27 protein-coding genes are annotated in these 25,098 nt (G+C 59.5%); 12 read left to right on the top strand and 15 right to left on the bottom strand.

Features of this window, described 5'->3' with window-relative positions; genetic code table 11:
• The first annotated feature begins 15 nt into the window (after window positions 1-15).
• Window positions 16-675, top strand: coding sequence for a glutathione S-transferase family protein (locus tag BN3544_RS00945; protein WP_019429933.1), 660 nt, complete (start codon window positions 16-18; stop codon window positions 673-675).
• A gap of 18 nt (window positions 676-693) precedes the next feature.
• Here BN3544_RS00945 and BN3544_RS00940 read toward each other — a convergent pair whose 3' ends face one another.
• From BN3544_RS00940 to BN3544_RS00930, 3 genes are all read right to left on the bottom strand, one after another.
• Window positions 694-2,157 carry a sensor histidine kinase gene (locus BN3544_RS00940; RefSeq protein ID WP_019429934.1) on the bottom strand — a complete coding sequence of 488 codons (1,464 nt, stop codon included), beginning with the start codon at window positions 2,155-2,157 and terminating at the stop codon, window positions 694-696.
• A gap of 50 nt (window positions 2,158-2,207) precedes the next feature.
• A complete protein-coding gene (locus BN3544_RS00935) occupies window positions 2,208-2,882 on the bottom strand; it encodes a response regulator (RefSeq protein WP_019429935.1) in 675 nt (224 codons plus the stop codon).
• A 139-nt stretch (window positions 2,883-3,021) separates the two neighbouring features.
• Window positions 3,022-3,528 (bottom strand): MarR family winged helix-turn-helix transcriptional regulator, encoded by a 507-nt coding sequence (locus BN3544_RS00930; RefSeq protein WP_019429936.1) that lies wholly within the window; start codon window positions 3,526-3,528, stop codon window positions 3,022-3,024.
• Between the two features lie 139 nt (window positions 3,529-3,667).
• On the opposite strand from BN3544_RS00930, the gene recA reads away from it, so the two are divergent.
• Together recA and recX are read left to right on the top strand one after the other, a co-directional pair.
• Window positions 3,668-4,705: a recombinase RecA gene (gene recA / locus BN3544_RS00925; protein ID WP_019429937.1), complete on the top strand. Its 1,038-nt coding sequence runs from the start codon at window positions 3,668-3,670 to the stop codon at window positions 4,703-4,705.
• A gap of 22 nt (window positions 4,706-4,727) precedes the next feature.
• Window positions 4,728-5,183 (top strand): recombination regulator RecX, encoded by a 456-nt coding sequence (gene recX, locus BN3544_RS00920; protein WP_019429938.1) that lies wholly within the window; start codon window positions 4,728-4,730, stop codon window positions 5,181-5,183.
• A 98-nt stretch (window positions 5,184-5,281) separates the two neighbouring features.
• Here recX and argC read toward each other — a convergent pair whose 3' ends face one another.
• A complete protein-coding gene (gene argC, locus BN3544_RS00915) occupies window positions 5,282-6,205 on the bottom strand; it encodes an N-acetyl-gamma-glutamyl-phosphate reductase (RefSeq protein WP_019429939.1) in 924 nt (307 codons plus the stop codon).
• 186 nt (window positions 6,206-6,391) lie between these two features.
• On the opposite strand from argC, the gene sucC reads away from it, so the two are divergent.
• From sucC to BN3544_RS00890, 5 genes are all read left to right on the top strand, one after another.
• Window positions 6,392-7,552, top strand: coding sequence for an ADP-forming succinate--CoA ligase subunit beta (gene sucC / locus BN3544_RS00910; RefSeq protein WP_019429940.1), 1,161 nt, complete (start codon window positions 6,392-6,394; stop codon window positions 7,550-7,552).
• A 53-nt stretch (window positions 7,553-7,605) separates the two neighbouring features.
• Complete coding sequence (gene sucD / locus BN3544_RS00905; protein WP_019429941.1) at window positions 7,606-8,502, top strand: succinate--CoA ligase subunit alpha; 897 nt, start codon at window positions 7,606-7,608, stop codon at window positions 8,500-8,502.
• Window positions 8,503-8,700: 198 nt separating this feature from the next.
• Window positions 8,701-9,387 carry a TerC family protein gene (locus BN3544_RS00900; protein WP_019429943.1) on the top strand — a complete coding sequence of 229 codons (687 nt, stop codon included), beginning with the start codon at window positions 8,701-8,703 and terminating at the stop codon, window positions 9,385-9,387.
• 78 nt (window positions 9,388-9,465) lie between these two features.
• Window positions 9,466-9,948, top strand: coding sequence for a pilin (locus tag BN3544_RS00895; protein WP_019429944.1), 483 nt, complete (start codon window positions 9,466-9,468; stop codon window positions 9,946-9,948).
• A 124-nt stretch (window positions 9,949-10,072) separates the two neighbouring features.
• Window positions 10,073-11,488, top strand: a complete 1,416-nt coding sequence (locus BN3544_RS00890) for a PglL family O-oligosaccharyltransferase (protein ID WP_019429945.1) — start codon at window positions 10,073-10,075, stop codon at window positions 11,486-11,488.
• Between the two features lie 14 nt (window positions 11,489-11,502).
• Here the strand turns inward: BN3544_RS00890 and BN3544_RS00885 are convergent, their stop codons facing one another.
• A complete protein-coding gene (locus BN3544_RS00885) occupies window positions 11,503-12,537 on the bottom strand; it encodes a Bug family tripartite tricarboxylate transporter substrate binding protein (protein ID WP_155820476.1) in 1,035 nt (344 codons plus the stop codon).
• Between the two features lie 29 nt (window positions 12,538-12,566).
• On the opposite strand from BN3544_RS00885, the gene BN3544_RS00880 reads away from it, so the two are divergent.
• A complete protein-coding gene (locus BN3544_RS00880; RefSeq protein ID WP_019429947.1) occupies window positions 12,567-13,286 on the top strand; it encodes a class II aldolase/adducin family protein in 720 nt (239 codons plus the stop codon).
• A 57-nt stretch (window positions 13,287-13,343) separates the two neighbouring features.
• Here the strand turns inward: BN3544_RS00880 and moaC are convergent, their stop codons facing one another.
• Window positions 13,344-13,835: a cyclic pyranopterin monophosphate synthase MoaC gene (moaC, locus tag BN3544_RS00875; RefSeq protein ID WP_019429948.1), complete on the bottom strand. Its 492-nt coding sequence runs from the start codon at window positions 13,833-13,835 to the stop codon at window positions 13,344-13,346.
• A 121-nt stretch (window positions 13,836-13,956) separates the two neighbouring features.
• Between moaC and BN3544_RS00870 the strand changes: the two genes are divergently transcribed.
• Entirely contained in the window at window positions 13,957-15,456 is a 1,500-nt protein-coding gene (locus tag BN3544_RS00870; protein ID WP_019429949.1) for a M48 family metalloprotease, read from the top strand.
• A 4-nt stretch (window positions 15,457-15,460) separates the two neighbouring features.
• On the opposite strand, the gene BN3544_RS00865 is transcribed toward BN3544_RS00870, so the two are convergent.
• A complete protein-coding gene (locus BN3544_RS00865; RefSeq protein ID WP_019429950.1) occupies window positions 15,461-16,144 on the bottom strand; it encodes a TerC family protein in 684 nt (227 codons plus the stop codon).
• A gap of 356 nt (window positions 16,145-16,500) precedes the next feature.
• On the opposite strand from BN3544_RS00865, the gene BN3544_RS00860 reads away from it, so the two are divergent.
• The gene (locus BN3544_RS00860; protein ID WP_019429951.1) at window positions 16,501-16,956 is read left to right on the top strand and encodes a DUF3717 domain-containing protein; all 456 of its coding nucleotides are present in this window, start codon (window positions 16,501-16,503) and stop codon (window positions 16,954-16,956) included.
• Window positions 16,957-17,027: 71 nt separating this feature from the next.
• Here the strand turns inward: BN3544_RS00860 and BN3544_RS00855 are convergent, their stop codons facing one another.
• Together BN3544_RS00855 and purB are read right to left on the bottom strand one after the other, a co-directional pair.
• On the bottom strand, window positions 17,028-17,588 hold the full coding sequence (locus tag BN3544_RS00855; protein WP_019429952.1) for a YaeQ family protein: 561 nt from the start codon (window positions 17,586-17,588) through the stop codon (window positions 17,028-17,030).
• 9 nt (window positions 17,589-17,597) lie between these two features.
• A complete protein-coding gene (gene purB, locus BN3544_RS00850; protein WP_019429953.1) occupies window positions 17,598-18,998 on the bottom strand; it encodes an adenylosuccinate lyase in 1,401 nt (466 codons plus the stop codon).
• A 119-nt stretch (window positions 18,999-19,117) separates the two neighbouring features.
• On the opposite strand from purB, the gene BN3544_RS00845 reads away from it, so the two are divergent.
• A complete protein-coding gene (locus BN3544_RS00845; RefSeq protein ID WP_019429954.1) occupies window positions 19,118-19,732 on the top strand; it encodes a glutathione S-transferase family protein in 615 nt (204 codons plus the stop codon).
• Window positions 19,733-19,790: 58 nt separating this feature from the next.
• Here BN3544_RS00845 and BN3544_RS00840 read toward each other — a convergent pair whose 3' ends face one another.
• From BN3544_RS00840 to BN3544_RS00815, 6 genes are all read right to left on the bottom strand, one after another.
• Complete coding sequence (locus BN3544_RS00840) at window positions 19,791-20,225, bottom strand: nuclear transport factor 2 family protein (protein ID WP_019429955.1); 435 nt, start codon at window positions 20,223-20,225, stop codon at window positions 19,791-19,793.
• 20 nt (window positions 20,226-20,245) lie between these two features.
• On the bottom strand, window positions 20,246-21,016 hold the full coding sequence (locus tag BN3544_RS00835) for an SDR family NAD(P)-dependent oxidoreductase (RefSeq protein ID WP_026036643.1): 771 nt from the start codon (window positions 21,014-21,016) through the stop codon (window positions 20,246-20,248).
• A 53-nt stretch (window positions 21,017-21,069) separates the two neighbouring features.
• Window positions 21,070-21,663, bottom strand: a complete 594-nt coding sequence (locus tag BN3544_RS00830; protein ID WP_019429957.1) for a DUF3833 domain-containing protein — start codon at window positions 21,661-21,663, stop codon at window positions 21,070-21,072.
• A gap of 33 nt (window positions 21,664-21,696) precedes the next feature.
• Complete coding sequence (locus BN3544_RS00825; RefSeq protein WP_019429958.1) at window positions 21,697-23,082, bottom strand: MFS transporter; 1,386 nt, start codon at window positions 23,080-23,082, stop codon at window positions 21,697-21,699.
• Window positions 23,079-23,684, bottom strand: coding sequence for a chalcone isomerase family protein (locus BN3544_RS00820; protein ID WP_155820478.1), 606 nt, complete (start codon window positions 23,682-23,684; stop codon window positions 23,079-23,081). Before BN3544_RS00820 ends, BN3544_RS00825 begins: the two co-directional genes overlap by 4 nt.
• A 140-nt stretch (window positions 23,685-23,824) precedes the next feature.
• The gene (locus tag BN3544_RS00815) at window positions 23,825-25,081 is read right to left on the bottom strand and encodes an SAM-dependent methyltransferase (RefSeq protein ID WP_019429960.1); all 1,257 of its coding nucleotides are present in this window, start codon (window positions 25,079-25,081) and stop codon (window positions 23,825-23,827) included.
• Window positions 25,082-25,098 lie beyond the last annotated feature (17 nt).

The raw sequence follows: 25,098 nt of genomic DNA, 5'->3' as shown, positions 1-25,098 counted from the left end.
TTGGAGATTTGACCGATGAGCCTGAAACTTTACTTCGCCCCTGGCGCCTGTTCTTTTGTGCCCCATGTGCTGCTGGAAATGAGCGGTGCCAAGTTTGAACCCAGCATGGTCAAGCTGCACAAAGGCGAGCAAAACAGCGACGACTACAAGGCCATCAACCCGCGTGGCCAGGTACCCGTGCTGGTAAACAACGGCCAAGCGGTCACGCAAATCGTGGCCATCGTGCTGCATCTGGACCAGCTGTTTCCCGAAGCGGGCTTCTTGCCCTCCGAGCCTCTGGCCCGTGCACAAGCCCTCTCGACATTGGCCTGGATGAACAACACCGTGCACCCGACTTTCACGCACATCTTCATGCCGCAAAAATTCTCGGACCTGCCCGAAGTGCAAGCGGCCCTCAAGCCTTACAACACGCAGTTGTTTCGCGGCATGCTGGGCGAACTTCAAGCGCTGGTGAAAGCCGCTGCAAGCAAAGGCCAGACCTGGTTGACTGGTGAGCGCTTCGGCCCGCTGGACGCCTACAGCCTGACCCTCACGCGCTGGGGCACGATTGCCGGCATCACGCCCGAAGAACACCCCGAACTGTGGGCCTTTGTGCAAAAAGTGGCCGCAGAACCCGCCGTGGCCCGCGTGATCGAGCGTGAGCGCTTGCAGCTGAACATGGGCAAGCCCGCTTAAGGCGGCCAGCCCCTGCGCTCAAGCGGGTGCGTTGAAGCGCAGCGTGAAACACGCCCCAGGTGGCGTGTGGCCGGGGTGGGTGGCATCCACCGTGACCGAAGCCCCGTGTTGCTGCGCGATCTCCTTGACGATGGGCAGGCCCAAACCCGAGCCGTCCACGTTGGTGCCCAAAGCCCGATAAAACGGTTGAAACACCAAATCGCGCTCAGCCACCGGAATACCCAGACCGTTGTCTTCGACCTGCATGACCAATGCTTTGCTGTAAGGATCGACCAACACACGCACCGTGACCACGCCCTGACGTTCGGGCGTGCTCGGCGTGTAATGAACCGCGTTTTCAACCAAGTTGCGCAGCATTTCTTTCAACAAAGTCGGGTTGCCTTGCACCTGCACACCCGGCGTGCCAGCGTCCACGCCTTCGTAGCCCAGGTCCAGGCCTTTGTCCATGGCGCGGGGCAGACAGTCTTGCAGAACTTCGCTGGCCAGGGCCACCATGTCGCAGCGCTGCTGGGGCACATGGGCGCCGCCGCCTTCTGCGCGGGCGAGTGACAACAACTGGTTCACGGTGTGCGTTGCCTGCATGCTGGCCCGGCCAATTTGCTTGAGTGATTTTTTCAGGTCCTCTTCGCTGGAGCCTGATCGCTGCGCCAAATCGGCCTGCATGCGCAAGCCCGCCAACGGTGTTTTGAGCTGGTGCGCCGCATCGGCCAAAAACCGTTTTTGCGTGACGATGGAGTCTTTCAAGCGCTCCAGCAAGTCGTTCACCGACACCACCAAGGGGGCCACTTCCATCGGCACCGCCTTGTCGTCGAGCGGACTCAAATCATCGGGTTTGCGTGCACGGATGCGCTCTTCCAATTCAGACAAAGGCTTGATGCCACGCACCAGCGCCAGCCAAACCAAAAGCACCGCCAAAGGCAAAAGCGCGAATTGGGGCAGCATCACGCCCTTGATGATTTCTGCCGCCAACACAGAGCGTTTTTCTCGCGTTTCGGCCACTTGCACCAAGGCCGGATTTTTGCCCTCGGCATCCAAGCGTATCCAGGTGTAGGCCACGCGCACCTCAAGGCCACGCATCTCGTCATCGCGAATGTGCACCTCGTAGCTGCTGCCTTTGTCTTGATCGGCGGGCGGCATGGGCAAGTCACGCTCGCCACTCAGATGCTCTTGGTGCGCACCACGAACCTGGTAATAAACCAGATCGGTCTCGTCGGCACGCAACAACTCGCTGGCAGGCTGTGGCAGGTTGAATTGCACGCGTTTATCAGGCCCCAGCTTGACCTGCTGGGCCAGCGCTTGCACGTTGTAGACCAAGGCACGGTCAAAGGGCTTGTTGGCCAGCCCTTGCGCCACCAGCCAGGTCAAGGCCAGGCTGATGGGCCACAGCAGCAGCAGCGGCGTGAGCATCCAATCGAGGATCTCACCGAACAAGGAACGTTGTTCGCGTTTGAAAAGACGTGCACTCCAGCCGCGGGACTTCATGGCGGCGTTGTCCTGAATCGGGTGGCGATGGGGATCAAATCACCAGGCGCTCAGCCCGGGATTTTTTCGAGGCAATAGCCCAGACCACGCACCGTGGCGATGCGAATCGGGCCTTTTTCGATCTTCTTGCGCAGGCGGTGGATGTACACCTCGATCGCGTTGTTGCTGACCTCTTCGCCCCATTCGCACAGGCGCTCGACCAGTTGGTCCTTGCTGACCAGACGGCCTGCACGCTGCAAAAGCACTTCCAGCAAACCCAGCTCGCGGGCCGACAACTCGACCATCTTGCCGTCGATGGTGGCCACGCGGCCAGACTGGTCATAAATCAAGGGGCCATGCTTGATTTGCGATGTGGCACCGCCCATGCCGCGCCGCGTGAGGGCGCGCACGCGGGCTTCGAGTTCTTGCAAGCTGAAGGGTTTGGCCATGTAATCGTCAACGCCATAGTCCAGCCCTTTGACGCGCTCCTCCACGCTGTCTGCCGCCGTGAGAATCAACACCGGCAAAGTGGAGCCTCTGGCACGCAAGCGCTTGAGCACTTCCAGGCCGTGCATCTTGGGCAAACCCAGATCCAAGATCAGCAAGTCGAATTCGTTGTTGGTCATCAAGGCCGCATCGGCCTCGCTGCCACTGGCCACATGGTCCACCGCCGCACCAGCACTGCGCAAGGTGCGCAACAGGCCGTCGGCAAGCACCTGGTCATCTTCGGCTATCAGAATTCGCATGTCTGTCTCCTGTTATTGTGGGTGCAGCTCGGTCGGGCCTGTCTGTACCGAGCTGCTGCAATTCTAGTGTCTGGCACGGGCGCTTCAGAGGTGGCCGCGCGATCTGTTTGAACAGCCATGACGGCTTTCTCGTGTTCTGTCAGTGCGCATAAGCCTCCAGACCCAAGGCGACCACGGTCGCCACATCCTTGCCCACCGCATCGCGGAACTCCGCCTCGGCTTGCGCGACCGCATCCTTGAATGCCTGCAACCAAGCCAGGCCAACAGGCGTAAACACCACGCGCCGCGCTCGGGCATCGGTCAAATCCGGCTCTCGTTCCACCAGGCCCCAAGCGGCACACTGGTTCACCAAATCCCCCATGGCCTGCTTGCTCATGCCTGCGGCTCGGGCCAGATCGGTCAGGCGCGAACCCTCCAGCGCCAAATGCCGTGTGATGTGAATGTGTGCAGCGCTGATTTGATCGCGTGACGCCAGATTGGCCAAGGCCAATGGCACACCCTCGTTACCAGCCATTAAGTACAAGACGCGTTCGTCAAAGCGGCGCATGGCATGCCCAAACAAGCGGCCCAAATGCGTTTGTCGCCATCGGTCATCGGCCCAATCGGGCTGTTCGCTGGGCGTTGATTCGAGGGGCTGGCTCATCATGCGAATGATAAGGCAAACTGACCAAAAATAGTGTTCACAGGTTTATACAGTTCGTTTACAGTACTGTTCAAGCATCCAGTCAACAGCGCATCCCCGCTGAGCCCGGTGCCCCAAACCATTGATATTCAAGGAGATTTCCATGAGCGACGACAACAGCGAAAAGTCCAAAGCCCTGCAAGCCGCCCTGGCCCAGATTGAAAAACAATTCGGCAAAGGCACCATCATGCGTCTGGGCGAAGGCGAAGTCATCGCCGACATCCAGGTCGTCTCCACCGGCTCTTTGGGCCTGGACATCGCGCTGGGCGTGGGCGGCCTGCCCCGTGGCCGCGTGATCGAAATCTACGGCCCAGAGTCTTCGGGCAAAACCACCCTGACCCTGCAAGTCATCTCGGAAATGCAACGCCTGGGCGGCACCTGCGCCTTTGTCGACGCCGAACACGCCCTGGACGTGCAATACGCGCAAAACCTGGGCGTCAACTTGCAAGAGCTGCTGGTCAGCCAGCCCGACACTGGCGAGCAAGCGCTTGAAATCGTGGACAGCCTGGTGCGCTCCGGTGCGGTCGATCTGGTTGTCATCGACTCGGTGGCCGCCCTGACCCCCAAGGCCGAGATCGAAGGCGATATGGGCGACAGCCTGCCCGGCCTGCAAGCGCGTTTGATGAGCCAAGCCCTGCGCAAACTGACCGCCACCATCAAAAAGACCAACTGCACGGTCATCTTCATCAACCAGATCCGCATGAAGATCGGCGTCATGTTTGGCAGCCCCGAAACCACCACCGGCGGCAACGCGCTCAAGTTCTACGCTTCTGTCCGTCTGGACATCCGCCGCACTGGCACCATCAAAAAGGGTGACGACGCAATCGGCAACGAGACCAAGGTCAAAGTGGTCAAGAACAAAGTGGCGCCGCCCTTCAAGACGGCCGAATTCGACATCCTGTTTGGCGAAGGCATCAGCCGAGAAGGCGAAGTCATCGACATGGGCGTGACCGCCAAGATCGTCGACAAATCGGGGGCCTGGTACGCCTATCAAGGTGAAAAAATCGGCCAAGGCCGTGACAACGCCCGTGAATTTCTGCGCGAAAACCCAGCGCTGGCCCGCGAGATCGAAAACAAGGTGCGCGAATCGCTGGGCATCCGCTTGCTGGAATCGGCCATCGCCACCGTCAAGGCCGACTGAGCCCACGCCACAACAGCCCCGCATGAACAAGCCCGGCTTTCAACCCTCGCTCAAGGGGCGCGCATTGCGCCTTTTGAGCCAGCGCGAGCACTCGCGCGCCGAGCTGCAACGCAAACTGGCACCCCATGAAGAGGTGCCAGGCGAGCTGGCCAAAGCGCTTGATGAGCTGCAAGCGCGGGACTTCATCAACGAGGGCAGGGTGATTGAGTCGGTCGTGCACCGCCGCTCTGGCAAGCTGGGGGCAGCACGCGTCAAGCAAGAGCTGGCGGCCAAAGGTTTGTCGGGTGAGGCGGTGGCTGTCGCACTAGAGGGGCTGCGAGAAACCGAGTTCAGCCGCGCACTGGCCGTTTGGCGCAAAAAATTTGACCGCCCTGCAGCCGACCCGAATGAACGGGGCAAACAAATTCGCTTTTTGATGACCCGTGGTTTCAATGCCGAGGTGGTGCGCAAGATCGTGCAAGGCGCCGACGAAGACTGAGCGAGAAAAGCCGCCAAAAGGCGCTGTCGATGGTTTCAGTATCTTGAAAACTACAGGGCGTGACCCTGTGCTGGGTGACACGCTTTGCAAATCGCCCGTCACAAACCCAGCATCAACTGGATGTTTTGCACCGCCGCGCCGCTGGCGCCTTTGCCCAAGTTGTCCAAGCGGGCAATGACCACCGCCTGGCGATGGGCCTCATTGGCAAACACACGAATTTCAAGTTGATTGGTGTCGTTCAGCGCCAAAGCATCCAGCTTCAGGTTGTCGGTCGCAGGCTCTACACGCACCCAGCCGCCCGCTGCCTGACTGGCCGCATAGTGCGCAGCCAAGGCGGCGTGCAGATCGGCCCCAGTGGGCTTGCCGGGCAAGCTGTCCAGATGCAAGGGCAGTTGCACCAGCATGCCCTGACGGAAGTTGCCCACTGACGGCACAAACAAAGGGCGGCAAGTCAGTCCCGAATACCGCATGATTTCTGGGATGTGTTTGTGCTGCAGGCCAAGGCCGTACAACTCAAACAAGGGGGCTTTGCCCGCTTCGTAGTCTTCGATCATGCTGCGGCCACCGCCAGAATATCCGCTGACCGATGGCAAACAGACCGGAAAGTCGACCGGCAACAAACCGGCGTCGATCAAAGGCCGCAAGATGGCGATCGCGCCCGTGGCATAGCAGCCGGGGTTGGCCACGCGTTCGGCCTGCTGCACAGCAGCCGACTGGTCAGCCGCCAGTTCCGGGAAGCCAAACACCCAATTGGGGTGGCAACGGTGCGCGGTCGAGGCATCCACGATGCGGGGCTTGCGCCCGGGCAGGCTGTCGATCATGGCCACCGACTCGATGGCGGCATCGTCGTGCAGGCACAGCACCACCAAGTCGGCGGTGGCCATCAGCTCGCGCTTGGCTTCAGGGTCTTTGCGGCGAGCGGGGTCAATGCTCAGCACGTCGATCTGGGGCATCAACGCCAAGCGCTCGCGGATTTGCAAACCGGTCGTTCCCGCTTCGCCGTCGATGAATATTTTGGCCATGGCTCCTACTTTCTCAAGAATTCCAGCTGCCAGCGTCATGTCAATGTAAGACGCAAGGCTCAGGATTGGTGCATTGCAGCATGATACAGTCGCAAGCTGCAGTGTCCAGAGCCTGCTGGCGGGCCTAAATTGATTCAGGCATCCCGGCGGACCTGTCGAATTTCCACCCCTCTGAGAGAAGACCTCATGAAGATTCACGAGTACCAAGGCAAGGAAATCTTGCGTCAATTCGGTGTGCCAGTTCCACGCGGCATTCCGGCGTTCACCGTTCAAGAGGCGGTTGAAGCCGCTCAAAAACTGGGCGGCCCGGTTTGGGTGGTCAAGGCCCAGATCCACGCGGGTGGCCGTGGCAAAGGCGGCGGCGTCAAGGTTGCTAAAACCATCGAAGACGTCAAGCGCATTTCCGGCGAAATCCTGGGCATGCAGCTCAAGACCCACCAGACTGGTCCAGAAGGCCAAAAAGTCCGTCGCCTTTATATTGAAGACGGCGCTGACATCAACAAAGAATATTACGTGTCTGTGGTCACCGACCGCGCCACACAAAAGATCGCTTTCATTGCTTCGAGCGAAGGCGGTATGGACATCGAGGAAGTGGCTCACAGCACCCCCGAGAAAATCATTACCGAGTTTATTGATCCCTTGACCGGTCTGGGCGATGCCCAAGCCAAGAAGATCGCTGACGCCATCGGGATGCCCGCAGATTCCACCGCTCAAGCCGTGGACATCTTCAAGAAGCTGTACCAGTGCTACATGGAAACCGACGCTTCGTTGGTCGAAATCAACCCACTGAACCGCGACAGCAAGGGCAACGTGATGGCTTTGGACGCGAAGTTCAACTTCGATGCCAACGCTTTGTTCCGTCACCCCGAAATCGTGGCGTACCGCGACTTGGACGAAGAAGATCCCGCTGAAGTGGAAGCTTCCAAGTTCGACCTGGCCTATATCAGCCTGGACGGCAACATCGGTTGCTTGGTCAACGGCGCTGGCTTGGCCATGGCCACCATGGACACCATCAAGTTGTTCGGCGGCGAGCCTGCCAACTTCTTGGACGTGGGCGGCGGCGCAACGGCTGAGAAAGTCACCGAAGCCTTCAAGATCATGTTGGCCAACAAGAATGTCAAAGGCATTTTGGTCAACATCTTCGGCGGCATCATGAAGTGCGACACCATCGCCACTGGCGTGATCACCGCTTGCAAGGCCGTGAACCTGTCCGTGCCGCTGGTCGTGCGCATGAAGGGCACCAACGACGAGCTGGGCAAAAAAATGCTGGCCGAATCCGGTCTGCCGATCATCTCTGCCGACACCATGGCCGAAGCCGCGACAGCCATCGTCGCAGCCGTTAAGTAATGACTTTGCTGAACGGTGCTGAACGCGCCGTTCGCAACTGATTAGGAACAAACATGTCCATCTACATCAACAAAGACACCAAAGTCATCACCCAGGGCATCACTGGCAAAACCGGTCAATTCCACACTGAAAAGTGCCAGGAATACGCGAACGGTAAAAACTGCTTCGTGGCCGGCGTGAACCCCAAGAAGGCTGGCGAGTCCATCTTCAACATCCCGATCTACGCCTCGGTCAAAGAAGCCGCGACGCAAACTGGCGCAACCGTGTCCGTGATTTACGTGCCACCCGCAGGCGCAGCCGCTGCCATCTGGGAAGCCGTTGAAGCCGACTTGGATCTGGCGATTTGCATCACCGAAGGCATTCCAGTGCGTGACATGCTCGAAGTGCGCAACAAGATGAAGGCCAAGGAAGCCGCTGGCGGCAAGAAAACCTTGCTGCTGGGCCCCAACTGCCCCGGTCTCATCACCCCTGACGAAATCAAGATCGGCATCATGCCCGGTCACATCCACCGCAAAGGCCGCATTGGCGTGGTGTCCCGTTCGGGCACTTTGACCTATGAAGCCGTGGCGATGTTGACCGAAGTGGGCCTGGGCCAGTCCAGCGCCGTTGGTATCGGTGGCGACCCGATCAACGGTTTGAAGCACATCGACGTGATGCGCGCTTTCAACGACGATCCAGACACCGACGCCGTCATCATGATTGGTGAAATCGGCGGTCCAGACGAAGCCGAAGCCGCCATGTGGTGCAAAGCCAACATGAAGAAGCCCGTGGTTGGCTTCATCGCTGGTGTGACTGCCCCTCCCGGCAAGCGCATGGGCCATGCGGGTGCTTTGATCTCTGGCGGTGCCGACACGGCCGATGCCAAGCTGGCCATCATGGAAGAGTGCGGCTTCATCGTCACACGCAACCCCTCTGAATTGGGCAAACTGCTCAAAGCTCAGCTGAAGTAATGACTTTGGGGACAGATCTTCGGGTCTGTCACCAACTGATCAAGACAAACCCAGGCAGGGCCTCTTGAGGTCTGCCCATAAGGGCAATTACGCACGCCATTGCAAGATACGGCCCGTTAAACTCGAGCACCTGCATTTCAAAGCGCTGTCAACGCAGGTTGCCAGCGCTTTGGCTTTTTATAGCGACGGAGAACAACAATGGAACTGCTGCAAAACCCCGAATTCTGGATCGGTCTGATCAAGATCATCTGGATCAACATCATCTTGTCAGGCGACAACGCGGTCGTCATCGCGCTGGCAGCCCGCTCACTTCCTGCCGAACAGCAAAAGAAAGCCATCATTTTTGGCTCAGGCGCCGCCGTGGTACTGCGGATTGGCCTGACTGTGGTGGCGGCCAAACTGCTGGAACTGTCTTACCTGCAAATCGTGGGCGGCATCTTGTTGCTGTGGGTGGGTACGCAACTGCTGCATGGCGATGACGAAGGCGACGAAGGCGGCAGCGAAAAGGCCGGTCTGTGGGTCGCCATCCGTACCATTCTGATTGCCGATCTGGTGATGAGCCTGGACAACGTGATCGCCGTGGCTGCCGCAGCCAAGGGCAGCATGACCTTGTTGATTCTCGGCTTGGCCATCAGCATTCCTCTGGTCATTTTTGGCAGCCAGCTCATGATCAAGCTGATGGACCGCTTCCCGATCATCATTTGGTTCGGCGCAGGCCTGATCGGCTGGGTTGCAGGTGAAACCATCGTCAGCGACGTTGCACTCAAATCCATCGTTGAAGCCAATGGCTGGTTGCACTATGCAGGACCGGCACTGGGCGCTGCTTTGGTTCTGGGCATCGGCAAAATGGCCTCGGCCAAGAAACCCGAGCTTTCGGCTGAGTGATCTGTTTGGACGTCTTCATGGTGGAGTTCGTCTGGTGATTGAATTACCATCGAAACCCATTCACCAGGGAGAAAAGCCATGAATAAAAACCAAAACGGTTTGACATTGATCGAGTTGATGATCGTGATCGCGGTCATCGGTATTCTGGGTGCGCTGGCGCTGCCGGCCTACCAGGACTACGCCATTCGGGCCAAGGCCTCTGAGATGCTGCTGGCCACCAACGGTTGCAAAACTGCGGTCAATGAGGCCGTCAGCTCATCCTCCGATGCCAACGTGTCTGCGGCTTTGCCCAGGGTTTGCGAAAGCCAAGACAGCAAATACGTGGCCAGCGTGACTGTGGATGGCAATGGCGTCATCACCGTGGTCGGCAAGCACGAAGCCTTGCGCGGCAGCACCAGCGCATCGGCGAATGCCATAACACTGACGCCTTTGCAAACCGGTGACACGCCCATCAACGGCAGCACCGATGGCGGCAAAACCATCTCGGGCTGGCGCTGCGGCCCTGCCAGCAGCAATGGCTTGCCTGTCAAGTACCTGCCCGCATCCTGCAAAGCGTCCTGAACGTTTTTTGCACGCCCCAACGCCCTGCTGAAACCAGGGCGTTTTTCATGGTGATAACCGCATGTTGTTGAGCCCAACACCCACAAGCCCTGACAGGAAAGCGACTTCGCTTCCAAGTTGGCTCATGGGCGCATGGATGGTTCTGCCTTGGATCGCGCCATGGTCACCTTCGCCGCAAGCCAATACGGTGCCGTTGCTGGTCAGCTGGGCCTGCATTGGCCTGCTGTTGGTGTGGGGCCAACGCATACAGCCCCTGGACATCGCACGCGCATGGGTTGTCGCTGCATTGATCAGCAGCGTGATGGGCCTGATCCAGTACTTCGGTGCGGCGTCAGCCTTCAGCGCCTGGCTGCATGTGCCCGGCTTGGGCGAAGCCAACGCCAATTTGCGCCAACGCAATCAGCTCGCCACGCTGCTGGGCATCGGCATTCTGGCCCTGCTGTGGTGGCAGGCCTATGGGCTCAAAACCCTGCATGCGCTGTGGATGCTCGCGTTGCTGGCCATTGGCAACGCGGCCACCACATCGCGCACAGGCTTGCTGCACATGCTGTTGGTGTGCGGCTTGATCATCTTCTGGGCCTGGCGTAGCCGATTGCAAACGTCAAAACTGTCCCCACGCCTGGCCTTTTGGGCCTTGGCGGTGTACCTGCTGGCCAACTGGGCATTGCCTTGGGGCTTGAGCGTGTTGTCGGGGCAAGACGTCATCGACGCCTTGACCCGCATGGGCCACAACGAAGGTTGCAGCAGCCGACGCGTACTGTGGGCCAATGTGCTGACGTTGATCAGCCAACAACCCTGGACGGGTTGGGGTTGGGGCGAACTCAAATACGCCCACTACATCACGGCCTACGGTGGTGGTCCCGAAAAAAGATTCTGTGAAATTCTGGGCAACGCCCACAACCTGCCTTTGCACCTCGCGGTGACTTTGGGTGTGCCTTTGGCCATCGCTTTGGGCTTGGGTTTGCTGGCCGCCTTGGCTTGGGCGCGCCCCTGGTTGAGTCGCGTACCCGCGCACCAATTGGCTTGGTCGGTGTTGGCCGTGATCGGCTTGCACAGCTTGCTGGAATTTCCGCTTTGGTACGGCCCCTTCCAGATGGCCGTGTTGCTGTGCGGGGTGTTGTTGCTGGCCCCCGCATCGGGTTTCAAGGCGGTGCCATCGCGCGGCTTGCAACTGGCAGGTGGCCTGATTCTGACAATCGTCTTTCTGGTGGGCGCGGACTATGCCCGCGCCAGGCAGATTTACATGCCCGCCGCTCAGCGCTGGCCGGTGTGGCGTGACGATCCGCTGGGTACAGCGCACAGCAGCTGGTTTTTCAAACGATCCGCCGTTTTTGCCGAGCTGACCATGACCCGCATCACCCCCGAAAACGCGCCTTGGGTGCTGGCCACCAGCCAAGAGATGCTGCACTACTCACCAGAACCCCAGGTGGTGCGCCAACTGATTTTGAGTGCACACAGGCTGGGCAGGCAGGATTTGGTGGACCTGCACTCGGCCCGGTGGCGTGCGGCGTTCCCGGCGGAGCCGCTGCCAACACGCTGAAGATGTGCTGGCGTTCACTCTGCCTTGATGCCGGCATGGGCAGCCACACGTGACCAACGCACCAATTCAGAGCGCATAAAGTCGGTGGCCTGGTCAGGGGTGGTGTAAACGATATCGAACCCCATCCCTTCTAGCTTGTCTTTCATTTCTGGCTGTTTTAAAACTTTGGTAAAAGCGGCATGCAAGGGCTTGACCACCGTCGAAGGTGTTGCTGCTGGAGCGTAGAGCGCAAACCAATTCGAAACCTCGGCGCCCGGATAGCCCGACTCACCCAAGGTGGGCACCTGAAGCAAATCGCGGTGCCGCTGTTTAGCAGCCAAAGCTACCGCACGTATACGGCCCTGCTTGATGAAGGGCAGGGCATTTTGCAAAGGGCTGAACATGTAATCCAATTGGCCACCGACCAGATCATTCATGGCTTGCGACTGGCCCTTATAGGGAACGTGGTTGGCGCTGGTTCCAGCCAACTGGTTGAAGTACTCTGCCGTCAGGTGCTGAGAGCTGCCCATGCCTGCCGAACCGTAGTTAAGAGCCCCCTGCTTGCTGCGCGCAAGCTCTACAAAATCCTTAAGTGTGTTGACCTTGATTGAAGCGTTGACCACCAGCACTACATCGGTCTGCCCAACCAGGGCAACGGTCTGAAAATCCTTAAGCAAGTCATACGGTAGCTTGCGATAAACGGCCACATTGGTGGCGATGGTGCTAGGAGAAAACAGCAGGGTGTAACCGTCGGCCTTGGCCCTGGCCACGTACTCGACACCGATATTGCCGCCCGCCCCCGTTTTGTTCTCCACCACAACGGACTGCCCCAGCAACTCGCCCACCTTTTGGCCGACAGCCCTAGCCATCACATCGGTGCCTCCACCCGCCGAGACAGGCACGACCAGCTGGATAGGCCTTTGCGGAAAACTTTGCGCCATGGCTTGCAATGACAAAATCATCCCAAGTGCCAAGCTGGCGAAGGTATGTGGCCGTGGTTTCATGATTTTCCTCTTTTTGCTGAAATTTCTTTTATGACGATAATCATTTCCAAAATAAATGCAATTCAAGAAAACACTGAGACGACGGGAGACATGAAATGAACCTTAACGCCAATCCATCTGTGATCGACGACCTCGTCATCGCCAACCACATTCTCGTCAACGAAGGCGTGCTTGACGGCTTTGGACACATCAGTGTGCGCAACGACCGCGACCCTGGACGATTTTTGATCGCTCGCAGCATGGCTCCGGGCTTGGTGACTTCGGATGATATTTTGACCTGTGACCTGGACGGCAACGTTCATGACGATCAGGGCCGTAAGACCTATGTTGAACGTTTTATCCACAGTGAAATTTACCGCTGTCGGCCTGATGTGATGGCAGTCATTCACAGTCACTCACCTGCGGTCATTCCTTTTGGTGTGACGGGTACGCGCCTGCGGCCAATCTGTCATATGAGCGGTTTTCTTGGCGCACAGGTGCCGGTGTTTGAGATCCGACATGCGGCGGGTGAGAACAGTGACTTGCTGATCCGCAACCAGGCTCTGGGCCAGGCGTTGGCGCGGGATCTAGGCAACTCTGCCGTAGCCCTGCTTCGGGGGCACGGCAATGTGGTGGTGGGGTTTTCTATTCAGCAGGTGGTATTTCGCGCGATTTACACCGAAAGCAACGCTCGCCTGCAAAGTGAGGCCATGCGCTTGGGGGAGATCAACTACCTCACACCTGAAGAAGCCCAGTCAACGTCGGACATGAACGACGAGCATCTGGGACGCCCATGGGAAGTGTGGAAGAGACGAGTGCAAGCGCGAGGCTACTGACCCCGGCCGGCACACACCCGCTAAAGCGACCGCTCCACGTCATGGGTTTAGCCAAGTTCATCGGTCAGCCACAAAACTCCCCGACTTGCCCCCGTGCTTTTCCAGCAAGGTCACTCCGTTGATGGTCATGCCCCGGTCCACGGCTTTGCACATGTCGTAAATGGTGAGCAAAGCCACTTGCACAGCGGTCAGAGCTTCCATTTCGACGCCGGTTTGGCCGATGGTTTCGGCCGTGGCGGTGCAGACCACCGCGTTATCTGCGGTCAGCACCTCAAACTCGACCGCCACACGGGTCAAGCCGATCGGGTGGCACAGAGGAATGAGGTCGCTGGTTTTCTTGGCGCCCTGGATGCCGGCGATGCGGGCGATGCCCAGCACGTCACCTTTCTTGGCGGTGCCCGATTGGATCAGCGCCAGCGTGGCGGGCAGCATCTCGATGCGGCCGGTGGCCACCGCGATGCGGCGCGTGCTGGATTTGCTGCCCACGTCCACCATGTGGGCCTGGCCTTGGGCGTCAAAATGGGTCAAGACATCGCTAGAGTGGGTCATGGCTGAGATGGGTTAAAACCATTTACAAAAGGTTGACAAGAATGGCGCATCATACGGCCACCAACCGGTCAATCCACGGACGTCGATCACCTTGAAAAACACCTTCCGCCCTTCCAAACTGATGCTGGTCTTGCTGTTGGGGACCTTGGGCTTGCAACCTGGCTGGACCCAGACCAACGCTTTGCCGTCCTTGGGTAACAGCGAAGGCATTTCACTCAGCGCCGAGCGCAAATTGGGTGACCGCATTGCACGCGAGCTGTACCGCGACCCGGATTATCTGGAAGACCCGGTTCTGGATGAGTACATTCAGCGGCTGTGGGCACCGTTGGTCAAAGCGGCTGCGGCCCGTGGCGAGCTGTCGCCCGATTTGCAGGCGCGTTTTGCCTGGCGCATTTTGCTGGGCCGTGATCGGTCGGTGAACGCGTTTGCCTTGCCCGGCGGCTATCTGGGTGTGCATTTGGGCTTGATCGCGGTGGTCGGCTCTAACGACGAACTGGCTTCGGTGCTGGCGCACGAGTTGAGCCATGTCACGCAACGTCACATTGCACGGTCGATGGACGAGCAAGGCAAGATGACGCCCTTGGTCATTGGCTCGATGATTCTGGGGGCGCTGGCCATCAGCAAGAACCCCCAAGCCGCACAAGGCCTGATCGTGGGCGGGCAAGCAGCGGCAATCCAGTCGCAGCTGAGCTATTCACGCGACATGGAGCGTGAAGCCGACCGGGTGGGCTATGGGGTACTGACCGACGCCGGTTATGACCCACAAGGCTTTGTAGGCATGTTCGCCAAGCTGCAACAAGCCGCAGGCGTGAACGACAACGGCGCTTTTCCCTACCTGCGCAGCCACCCCTTGACCACCGAGCGCATCGCCGACATGCAGGCGCGCCTGCAGCTGAGCAGCAGCACTTCGCGTGTGCCAGCGGACTTGGTGCAAGCTATGCTGGCCGCCCGTGCCAAGGTGATGTCGCAAAACAGTGTGGAGGCCTTGAGGGCTTGGACACAAGACAGCAAGGCCACTTCGGCACAGGCCACACCGGCTCAAAAAGCCGGGGCTTTGTACGCCGCCACACTGGCGCACCTGCAGCTCAGAGACACGGCCTCCGCCGAACGTCAGTTGCAAGCTCTGTCCGCGTTGGCAGCCAGCACACCTGAGGCCAAGCGTCTGGTGACTTTGCTTCAAGCCGAGGTGGCGGCCAAGCAAGAACGGTTTGACCACGCCTTGCAAGTGCTGGACACCTTGAACAACAACAAGCCGCTGCAACGCCCGGAATTGATGGCCACAGCCGAGGCTTTGCTGCGGCTGCCAACGCACCCGGCACGCAACAGCATCACGCAACAATTGCGCGAGCAAGTCACACAAGCGCCTCACGATGCGCAAGCCTGGAACACCCTGAGCCGCATGTTGGCACTGCAAGGCCAAACCCTGCCTGCGCTGCGTGCCGAGGGCGAAGCCCAAATGGCCCGAATGGACTGGACCGGTGCGGTTGACCGTTTCAGGGCCGCACAAGAGTGGGCCAAAAGCAACCGCTTGCAAGCCGGTGACCACATCGAAGCCTCGATTGTGGACACCCGGCTGCGGCAGGTGCAAGCGCTGGTGCGAGAGTCACAGACCGAGCGCTGACCCGTCAAGCGTTGGTGGTCGCCTTTCGACTGGTCAGCCAACCCGCACCCAAGACCGCCACAACAGACACGACATAAGTGGCCCAGCGCCAAACGGCCTGCGAAGGTGCGTCAAAGAAGCTGTCGAGCAAAGGCTCAGTCACCACCATCTTGGCAGCGGTGAAAGCCAGCACGGCGGCACCCAACTGAATGATGATCGGAAACCGCTCCACCAGCTTGAGCACCACAGAGCTGCCAAACACCACAATCGGCACGCTGATCAACAAACCAATGATCACCAGATCCCACGCACCGTGTGCGGCACCGGCCACGCCCAACACGTTGTCCACGCCCATCAGCGCATCGGCCACCACGATGGTTTTCATGGCACCCCAGAAAGTACTGGCGACAGGGCCGTGGTCATCGTCATGGCCCGTGTCGGCCAACAATTTGTAAGCCACCCACAACAAGCCCAAACCACCGGCCAGCATGAGGCCGGGAATTTGCAAGAGCCAGACCACGCCAATGGTCATCACGCCGCGCACGGCAATGGCCCCCACGGTGCCCCAAAAAATGGCTTTCTTTTGCAGGTCGGCAGGCAGGCTGCGCGCGGCCAGGGCAATGACGATGGCGTTGTCGCCCGCCAACACCAAATCAATCAAAATAATGGCCAGCAATGCCGACCACCAGGGTGCAGATAAAAATTCCATGAGAAACTCCGGTTCGAATGTCGTGAACCTGCTCGAGATAAGTGGGAAGTGTGCAAACAGCAAAAGTGCCGTACGCAGCAAGATCAACCCGCCCCTTGACAGGCTTGGATCGAAGGTCTTGCTCAGCAACAAGCGTGGCTTGTGCCTGATAAACCGGAAGCTTGCGCAACGTATTGACGGCTTATCAAAACCGGGTCCATTTGCAGACCTCGGCGACAGGGAGCTACTCCCCTTCAGGCCCGGATTAAACCTTGTTTTGGTTTCACCCTGAAAAGTTTGGGGGCATTGAATGTTCGTTTCATGCCCTTTTGGTGACCGTGAAGGCGCTATGATCGCCGTCCTGCTCCACACACACCATGGCCGGAATCCACATCACCGACATCGAAGCCGCCATCAACCACTGGCGCGTCAAGAACCCCTCGCCCGATGGGGTTTCGTTGCCGCGCGAGCTGCGTGCCTTGGCCGAGGTGTATGCGCTGATGGTCTATTACAAGCACGAGCTGGCGGATGAATTCACGCTGCCGTTAGCGGCGGCCGAAGCCTGGCAAGACTGGTACATCACCACACCCGACACGCCTTGCATCGCCATTTGCTCAACCAGCCAGGGCGACGAAACCTGCAAAGGCTGTGGCCGCAGTTTTGAAGAAGTGCAGTTGTGGATAGAAATGACACCCGGTGAGAAACGCGGCATCTGGCAGCGCATCACAGCCGATGGCACCTCGTGGCGCTTCAACAGATATGCCGAGCGGGCTGCCGAAGAACGGCAATGGGCCAAGGCAGCCGCAGAGGCACAAACCAAGCTGGATTTGTAGGTCGAAACCTCGACTCGTACTGGCCAAGGCACAGCACCCGCATGGACCGCGTGGCCAGCACGCGGCCGGTTTTACTTCCAGCGAATCAACTCAATGTGCACGCTGCCTTTGTCGCTGCTGAAGGTGACAGAACCTTCTTGCACCGTGGCTTGCAATTGCATGCTGCGCTCGGCCAGTTTGGCCAGCTCTTGTGAGCCCTCGGTCGGCACACGCCAAACTTGCAGCTTGTCCAAGCGAGTGAGCTTGGTCTCGATGCCCTTCCACCAGACTTCAGCCGCGTGGTTGAAGCAATACAACAGCACTTCATCGGCCTTTTGGCAGGCTTTCATGATGGGCTTGTCTTCGGGCTGGCCGACTTCGATCCACACGCGCGTGCGGCCCGTGAAGTCGCGCAAGCTGCAATCCGGGTCGTCCGGATCAGACAGGCCCGCGCCAAAGGCCAGCTTGCCATCGCCCTTGCACACCGCCTGCAATTTGTAGGCGTTGATGGCCAGCGCCAGCAGGCGGATCATCATGCGCTCGTCGGTCTCGCTGGGGTGGCGGGCCAAGGTGAGTTGGTGGTCTTCGTAACAGCTGTGATCGATGTCAGCGATCGACAAGTTGGCTTTGTAGATGGTGGATTTGAGGGCCATGTGAACCCATCAGACCCGGCGGGCCAGCTCAGCGGCCTTACCGATGTAGCTGCCCGGCGTCATGGCCAGCAGACGGTCCTTGTCGGCTTGCGGGATCTCCAGGCCCTGAATCAGACCATGCAAATCGGCGGCGGTGACGGTCTTGCCTCGCGTGACTTCCTTGAGCTTTTCGTAAGCGCCTTGCACGCCATAGCGGCGCATCACGGTTTGAATGGGCTCGGCCAGCACTTCCCAAGCGGCGTCCAAGTCAGCGGCCAGCGCTTCTTCGTTCAACTCCAACTTGTTCAAACCGGTCATCAGCGAGGCATAGGCCAGCGCGGTGTAGCCCAGGCCCACGCCCATGTTGCGCAGCACGGTCGAATCGGTCAGGTCACGCTGCCAGCGGCTGATGGGCAATTTTTCGCTCAGGTGCTTGAGCACGGCATTGGCCAGGCCCAGATTGCCTTCGGCGTTTTCAAAGTCGATCGGGTTGACTTTGTGCGGCATGGTGGACGAACCGATCTCACCGGCCTTCAAGCGCTGCTTGAAATAACCCAGGCTCACATAACCCCAGATGTCGCGCGACAAATCGATCAAGATGGTGTTGGTGCGCGCCACGGCATCGAACAACTCGGCCATGTAGTCGTGCGGCTCGATTTGAATGCTGTAGGGCTGAAAGGTCAGGCCCAAGCCCCATTGGCTGCTTTGGGTTTCGCTCAGCTCGGGGGTTTCGACCACGCGCTTGGCAAAGGCTTCCCAATCAAAATCGGGCCAAGCCGACAGGTGCGCGTTGTAGTTGCCTACAGCGCCATTCATCTTGCCCATGAGCTTGACGGCAGCGATCTTCTCGCGGCAACCGTTCAGACGCATCACCACGTTGGCCATTTCCTTGCCCACGGTGGTGGGGCTGGCGGTCTGGCCGTGGGTGCGGCTGAGCATGGGCACCTCGGCAAAGGTGTGCGCCATCTCGCGCAGCTTGGTGATCAAACCGTCCAGACCGGGCAAGATCACTTGGGCGCGGGCACCCTTGATTTGCAAAGCGTGGCTGGTGTTGTTGATGTCTTCGCTGGTGCAGGCAAAGTGCACAAACTCGCCCACATGCTCCAACTCAGGGCGGTCTTTGAACTTGGATTTGATCCAGTACTCCACGGCCTTCACGTCGTGATTGGTGACCTTTTCAAACTCTTTGATGGCCACAGCATCGGCCTCAGAAAAGTTCTTCACCAGTGCTGTCAGGTAGCTGCGTGCGCCTGGCGACAAGGGTTTGAATTCTGCAAACCCGGCATCGGACAAGGCAATGAACCAAGCGATCTCGACCTGCACGCGGCGGTGCATATAGCCTTGCTCGCTCATCAGAGGACGCAGGGCGTTGAGTTTGCTGGCGTAACGGCCATCCAGCGGCGAGAGAGCGGAAATAGGTGAGAAATTCATCCTTTGATTGTAATTCCCAGCGCTGCCATGCCCGGTCCACGGGTATCCACAGGCTTGTCAGGGGGAGCACAACTGAACCCTCTAGAATCGACAGCCATTCTGCTCAGACTTCCCTCAACATGAAAATCATCGGCTCCGTCACCAGTCCCTATGTCCGCAAGGTGCGCATCGTCATGGCCGAGAAAAAACTCGACTACCAGTTTGTGACGGAAGACGTTTGGTCCAACACCACCCACATCCACGCGTCCAACCCGCTTGGCAAGGTGCCTTGTTTGGTCATGGAGGGGGGCGAGGCGGTTTTTGATTCGCGCGTCATCGTGGAATATCTGGACACTTTGTCGCCCGTGGGCAAGCTGATTCCCACCGGAGGCCGTGAACGCGCTGAAGTCAAAACCTGGGAGGCCTTGGCCGATGGCCTGTTGGATGCCGCTTTGCTGGCCCGCATGGAAACCGTCTGGCCCGACCGCAAAGACAGCGAACGCAGCCAAGCCTGGATTGACCGCCAACTGGACAAAATACAGCACGCCTTGCAGGCCATGAGCCATGGTCTGGGCGAGAAAGCGTTTTGCTCGGGCATTCACCTGAGTCTTTCTGACATCGCTGTAGGCTGCGCCGTGGCTTATCTGGATTTCCGATTTCCACAAATCGATTGGCGCACGCCTTACCCGAACCTGCACAAGCTGCACGACAAACTGTCGCAGCGGCAGAGCTTTATGGACAGCTTGCCAGGCTGACGGACCCGCACCGGGCTCACAGGCCCACAGGCACAGGGCTCGCACGGGCGCATGGCGTTCAGCTATTCGCCCGTTTTTTGAGCCAGCGCATCACACCGCCCAGTACCGGCAATTTTTCGTACAGCTCTTCTGCCGCGTCCCAATAATCGCGGTGCAAGGTCACCAGCCCTTGTTCGTTGAACACCACATGGCTTGCGCCGCGCACGGTTTGCAAGGTGGTGGTGTCAAAGCGCTTGAAGTGAAAGCGAAATTCCCAAGTCAAAAAAGCCTGCGCCCCATCGACCAACTGCCCGGTGATGATGAAATGCGGCTGGTCCAGCGCCACGTACATGTGGCGAAAAATTCGCTCGATCTCGGTCAGGCCTTGTACCTCGTTGAACGGGTCTTTGAACGTGGCTTGCGCGTCATAAAGCGTGTGCAACTGCGACACGCTTTGCGGTGACAACGATTCAAAAAATATGGCCAGTTGGTGTGTGGCTTGTCGGGTGTCCATGAGAGGCTTTCAATGCAGGCTTACAGGCCCGTGAACTTGCGCACCAGTGGAAAGTACAGGCGGTAGGGCAACAAGCGCAGCAGCTTGAGCCACAGCGTGAAGCGTTTGGGAAAGTGAATGTCGAACTGGCCTTGTGCCCAGCCCTGGAGCATCTCGCGTGCAGCTTGCTCAGGGCTGATGAGCGCGGGCATGGTGAACTGGTTTTGCGCCGTCAGCGGCGTGGCCACAAAACCGGGGTTGACCACGCTCACGCCGATGCCCTGGTCTTGCAAGTCCAAGTAAAGCGTCTCGGCCAAGTGGGTGAGTGCTGCCTTGGTCGGGCCGTAGGCCAAGCCATTGGGCAAGCCGCGCCAGCCCGCCACGCTGCTGAGCAAGCTGATGTGCCCGCTTTGCCGCGCCAACATGCTGGGCAGCACCGCATGGATGACCTGCAACGCACCTTGATAGTTGACCTTGTCGTGCTGCAACAAGTTATCAATGTCCATGGCTGTGGCGCGTTGCGCTTGGTAATAACCAGCGGCATAGACCACCAAGTCAAGCGGGCCTTGAGCCAAGATGGCGCGCGCTGTGGCTTGCACTTGCAAAGGCTCACCCACATCGAGCGCATGCCACTGCACACCCACATCTTGTGCGGCCCAGTCTTGCACGCCTTGCGCGTTGCGGGCCGACACCACCACCTGCGCACCGGCCGCTCGCAGGGCCTGCGCACAAGCCAGTCCAATGCCGGTAGACGCCCCCACCAACCAGACCCGACGGCCTTGCCAATCGGTGATGGGCGTGTTCAATTGCAGCCAGCTGCGCACGGCGGCGGCAGGTGCGGGCTGCGGGTTGGAGCTCATGCGCATCAAACCGCTTGGGCCGCCAAAGGCGTGCGGCGTGTGAACGACAAAGTGACTTCGCCCAGCTTCACGCCCCACTTGCTCATGGTGGCTTTGTTCAGCATGACGCGCTCGTCCATCAGGTACATCCAGTCGTCAAAGTCGACATGCCAGACACGGCCATCAACCGGCAGCGCCAGCGTGTAGCCCCAGCGGAACGCGTTGCCACTGACTTGGCCCTTGGCCTCGCCCACCACATCATCGGCATGGCCGGTGTAAGTGCCGTTGGGCCCGGCTTTGAGCCGCCAAATGCGCCGCTGTTTTGTCCCGTCTGAGTACACAAAGGCCTCGTCCAAAACACCTTCGTCGCCTTGCCATGTGCATGTCATGACCACCGTGAAGCGCTTGACCACCTGGCCACCGCGGTCGGTAAAAACGCCCCAAGCGTCCAGCGTGCCATTGAAGTAAGTGCGCAGGTCCAATTGCGGCTTTTCATGCGCATAACTTTGCACCTGAGGCCCGGCACAACTGGCCAAAAAAGGTGTGGCCGCCACCGCTGGCAAAACGGCCAGGCGGGTCAAGGCGGTGCGGCGGTGGATCGTGGCGTTGTTGTGGCTCATGGAGGGCTCCCGTTGTCGAATGTCAAAGCGGCTTCATGCCGAAGGGTGGGCCGTTTCAGGCCCCAAAATCAAATCCGGGCGACGCATCAAGCACCCGTACAAAGCCAGCCCGGCCAAGAGCTTGAGCACGCAGGGCAGCAAGCCATAGGCCAAGCCCAGCGCCAGCACAGCGTCGGCACCCTGCTGGCCCGGGGCATAGCCCCACAAGCCCAAAAGGGGCAAGGACAAGCCTGCAGCCAGTGCCAGATTGAGTTTGGTGGCCAGATTCCACCAGCCCATGAAAGCGCCGTCCGTGCGGCCACGCTCACCGCAGCGATCAATCAACTGGTTGAGCAAGGCACCGGGCACCGTGAGGTCTGCGCCCAAAGCCATCCCCGACACCGCGCAAACCACCAAAAAGCCTGTGGTGTCGCCAGCGCCCAGCGTGACCACGCTGACAAAGGCCAAGACAGACACGGCCATGCCAGTGGCCCAAGTGCGCAACAGCCCAATGCGATCAATCACCTTGAGCCACAACGGAAAAGACAAGGCACCGGCGGCAAAGTACAAGCCCAAAAACAGCGGCTCCATGGCCTTGGGGGCCTGCAAGCGGTCTTGCACAAAAAACAGCACCAAAGTGGCCGGCACCGCACTGGCCAAGCCATTGAGCATGAACACCAGCAACAGACGGCGAAAGCCCGCGTGCTTCCAGGGTTGCCACAGACTTATGGCTTCGCGGGCACCGTGATCGTGATCGTGATCGTGATCGTGATCGTGATCGTGAGCATGGGCGACACGCCCTGCCGGGGTTGCGGCCAACCTGGCTGCCTGGTGTGCCGTTCGTTGCCAGCTGAGCAAGCCCAGCGCCAGCATGAAAACCAGCAAGGCGGTCGTCAACGTCCAACCCCAAAGTGCAGGCAGCGCCGAGGCCAGCAACACGCCGACCAAAGCAAAGCCTTCGCGCCAAGCGACCCAGCGGCTTTGCGCCACGCCACCGCCACCCTGCCGTGCGGCCCACGCCTGGTGCAAGATGCCCAAGCCGCTGTAGGCCAAGTGGCTGAGGGTGAGCGCTGCGGCCATCCAGACCAGCAAGCCTGCAGGCGACAGCGCCGATGCAGGTGGAAAAAACAAGGCGGCAAAACCCAGTGCCACGGCCAAGGCCAACAACACAGCCGTCAGCCAAACGGCACGCCATGAATGGCGATACAAGCGATCACCCCAACGACCAAGCCACGGGTCAACCACGGCATCAATGCTGCGACTGAGCAGCAGCACCGCCCCCAACGCCGCCAGCGGTACGCCGTGTTGTTGGGCATACAAATTGGGCAAATGCACATAAACCGGCAAGGCCACAAAGGCCAACGGCAAGCCCAGCAAACCGTAGGCTGCCGCGGCATGGCGCTGCGCAGCACCATGCCAGATTGCGCTTGCTGTGCTCATGGCTGCAGACCTTGCAGCAGCTGCGCGCGCATCTTGGGCTCAGACGTTCGTTCATCGAGCCAGATGCCAAAAAACAAGCGTGCAAAGGCGGGGTCTTTCACCGCGCCCACTCGCTGACCATTGACCCAAAACTCTGCCCCTTCGCCCGGCAAATTCACGCCCGTGATGCGCTCCCCGGCACTCACGTTGGGGAAAAACTCGCGCATGGCCATCAACCAGCTTTGTGCCTGGGCATCGGTGAAGAGGCCCACACGCCGCATTTCGTCAATCGAGCGGCTGGCGATGGCCGCGCCTTCAAGGCGGCGCAGGTATTGCAGCTCCAGCGCAAACGGAAACTGCGCGGCTTGGCTGTGCCGAAAACCCAGTGGCGTCCACAAGCGGGCGTCATAGACCTCGAACCCCCAGACACGCAAACGCACAGGTGCTGTGGGCACGGCACCTCGCAGTGCGGCAACTTCGGGGCGGCTGTACTGGGCATTCGAGTTGCCCAAGGGGGTGGCTTGGGCCTCGGCCATGTTGGCGTTGGCGTTGGCATGGACGTTGGCTGGGGCTTGCGCCTGCGCAACACCCGTCACCATCGCACATGCTATTGCCCATGCCATTGCCCATGCCATTGCCCACGCCATTGCCGTCACAAAGGCACCCTCGCAACAACGCAGCCACAGCGCCTGCCTGCGCAGCATCGCTTTAAAGGGCGTGGTCTGCGCGTGCGCGTGCGCGTGCGCGTGAGTTTGCATGTGCATCAGCCCGACTTGACCAAGGTGAACTGCACCACGTCGATATTGGCCTCATCAAAAGCGGCCTCGCAATACGCCAGGTAAAACGCCCACAAGCGAATAAAGCGCTCGTCAAAATTGAGCGTTCGCACAGTATCAAGCTGCGCCATGAAACCCTCGCGCCAGCGGCGCAAAGTCTCGGCGTAATCGGGGCCGAAGTTCAGCTCATCGACCACCTGCAAACCCGCGGCCTGCGCCTGCTTGCGGAACTCACTGGGGCTGGGCAAGCAACCGCCCGGAAAAATGTACTGCTGAATAAAATCGGTGGAATTCACATAGCGCTCGAACAGCGCGTCGTCGATGGTGATGCTCTGGATGCAAGCGCGGCCACCGGGCTTGAGCAAACGAGACACCGTCTGAAAGTAGGTGGGCCAATACGCTTGCCCGACCGCCTCGATCATCTCGATCGAGCAGACCGCGTCATAAGGGCCGTCATTGATGTCGCGGTAGTCTTGCAAACGCAAGTCAGCTTGGGGCTGAACGCCATGGGCTTGCATGCGGGCTTGGGCAAAGGCCAGCTGCTCGGTCGACAAAGTCACACCGGTGATGTGCGCGCCAAACTCGGTGGTGGCCGACTCGGCCAGTGCACCCCAGCCGCAACCGATCTCCAGCACACGGTCACCCGGCTGCGCGTTGACCATGCGCAAAGCGCGGCGCACTTTGGCCTTTTGCGCGTCGGCCATGTCTTGCGTGTGATCACCGTCGAACCAGGCCGACGAGTAGTTCATCGTGCCGTCCAGCCACAGCTCGTAAAACGCATTGCCCAGGTCGTAGTGGGCGTGGATGTTTTTGCGGCTGTTGGTCCGGTTGTTGCGGTTGAGCAGATGCTTGATGCGGTAGGCCAGACGCCCCAGCCAATGGCCATAAATTGCCCCCTCGATTTGCGTGCGGTTGGCGATCAACAAGCGCAGCAACGCGGCCAGATCGGGCGTGTCCCAATCGCCCGCCATATAGCCTTCGGCAAAACCAATGTCGCCCGACTTGAGCACCTCGGCGCACAGGTCCCAGCGGTGGATGTGCAAGGCCGCAAACGGGGCTTCGTGGGTGCCAAAGACCTGAAAGTTGCCGTCCGGCGCATGCAGAGTGAGCGTGCCGATTTTCAGACGGGTCAGCAGGCCCAGCAAACGCGTGGCGGCTTTGGGCAAAGTGGCGTGCGAAATCTGCGCAGCCGCGCTCAGGTCTCGCTTTGCAGTGGCGGGGTCAGCGGTCTTCATGGTGGGCATCCGGTGGGGTCCAGTGT

Origin of the sequence: Limnohabitans sp. Rim47 (assembly GCF_001517545.1) — a bacterium.
In the GTDB taxonomy this organism is placed as follows: domain Bacteria; phylum Pseudomonadota; class Gammaproteobacteria; order Burkholderiales; family Burkholderiaceae_C; genus Limnohabitans_A.
The sequence above is the reverse complement of the archived record's forward strand: the minus strand, read 5'-3'. Positions and strand labels throughout refer to the sequence as shown.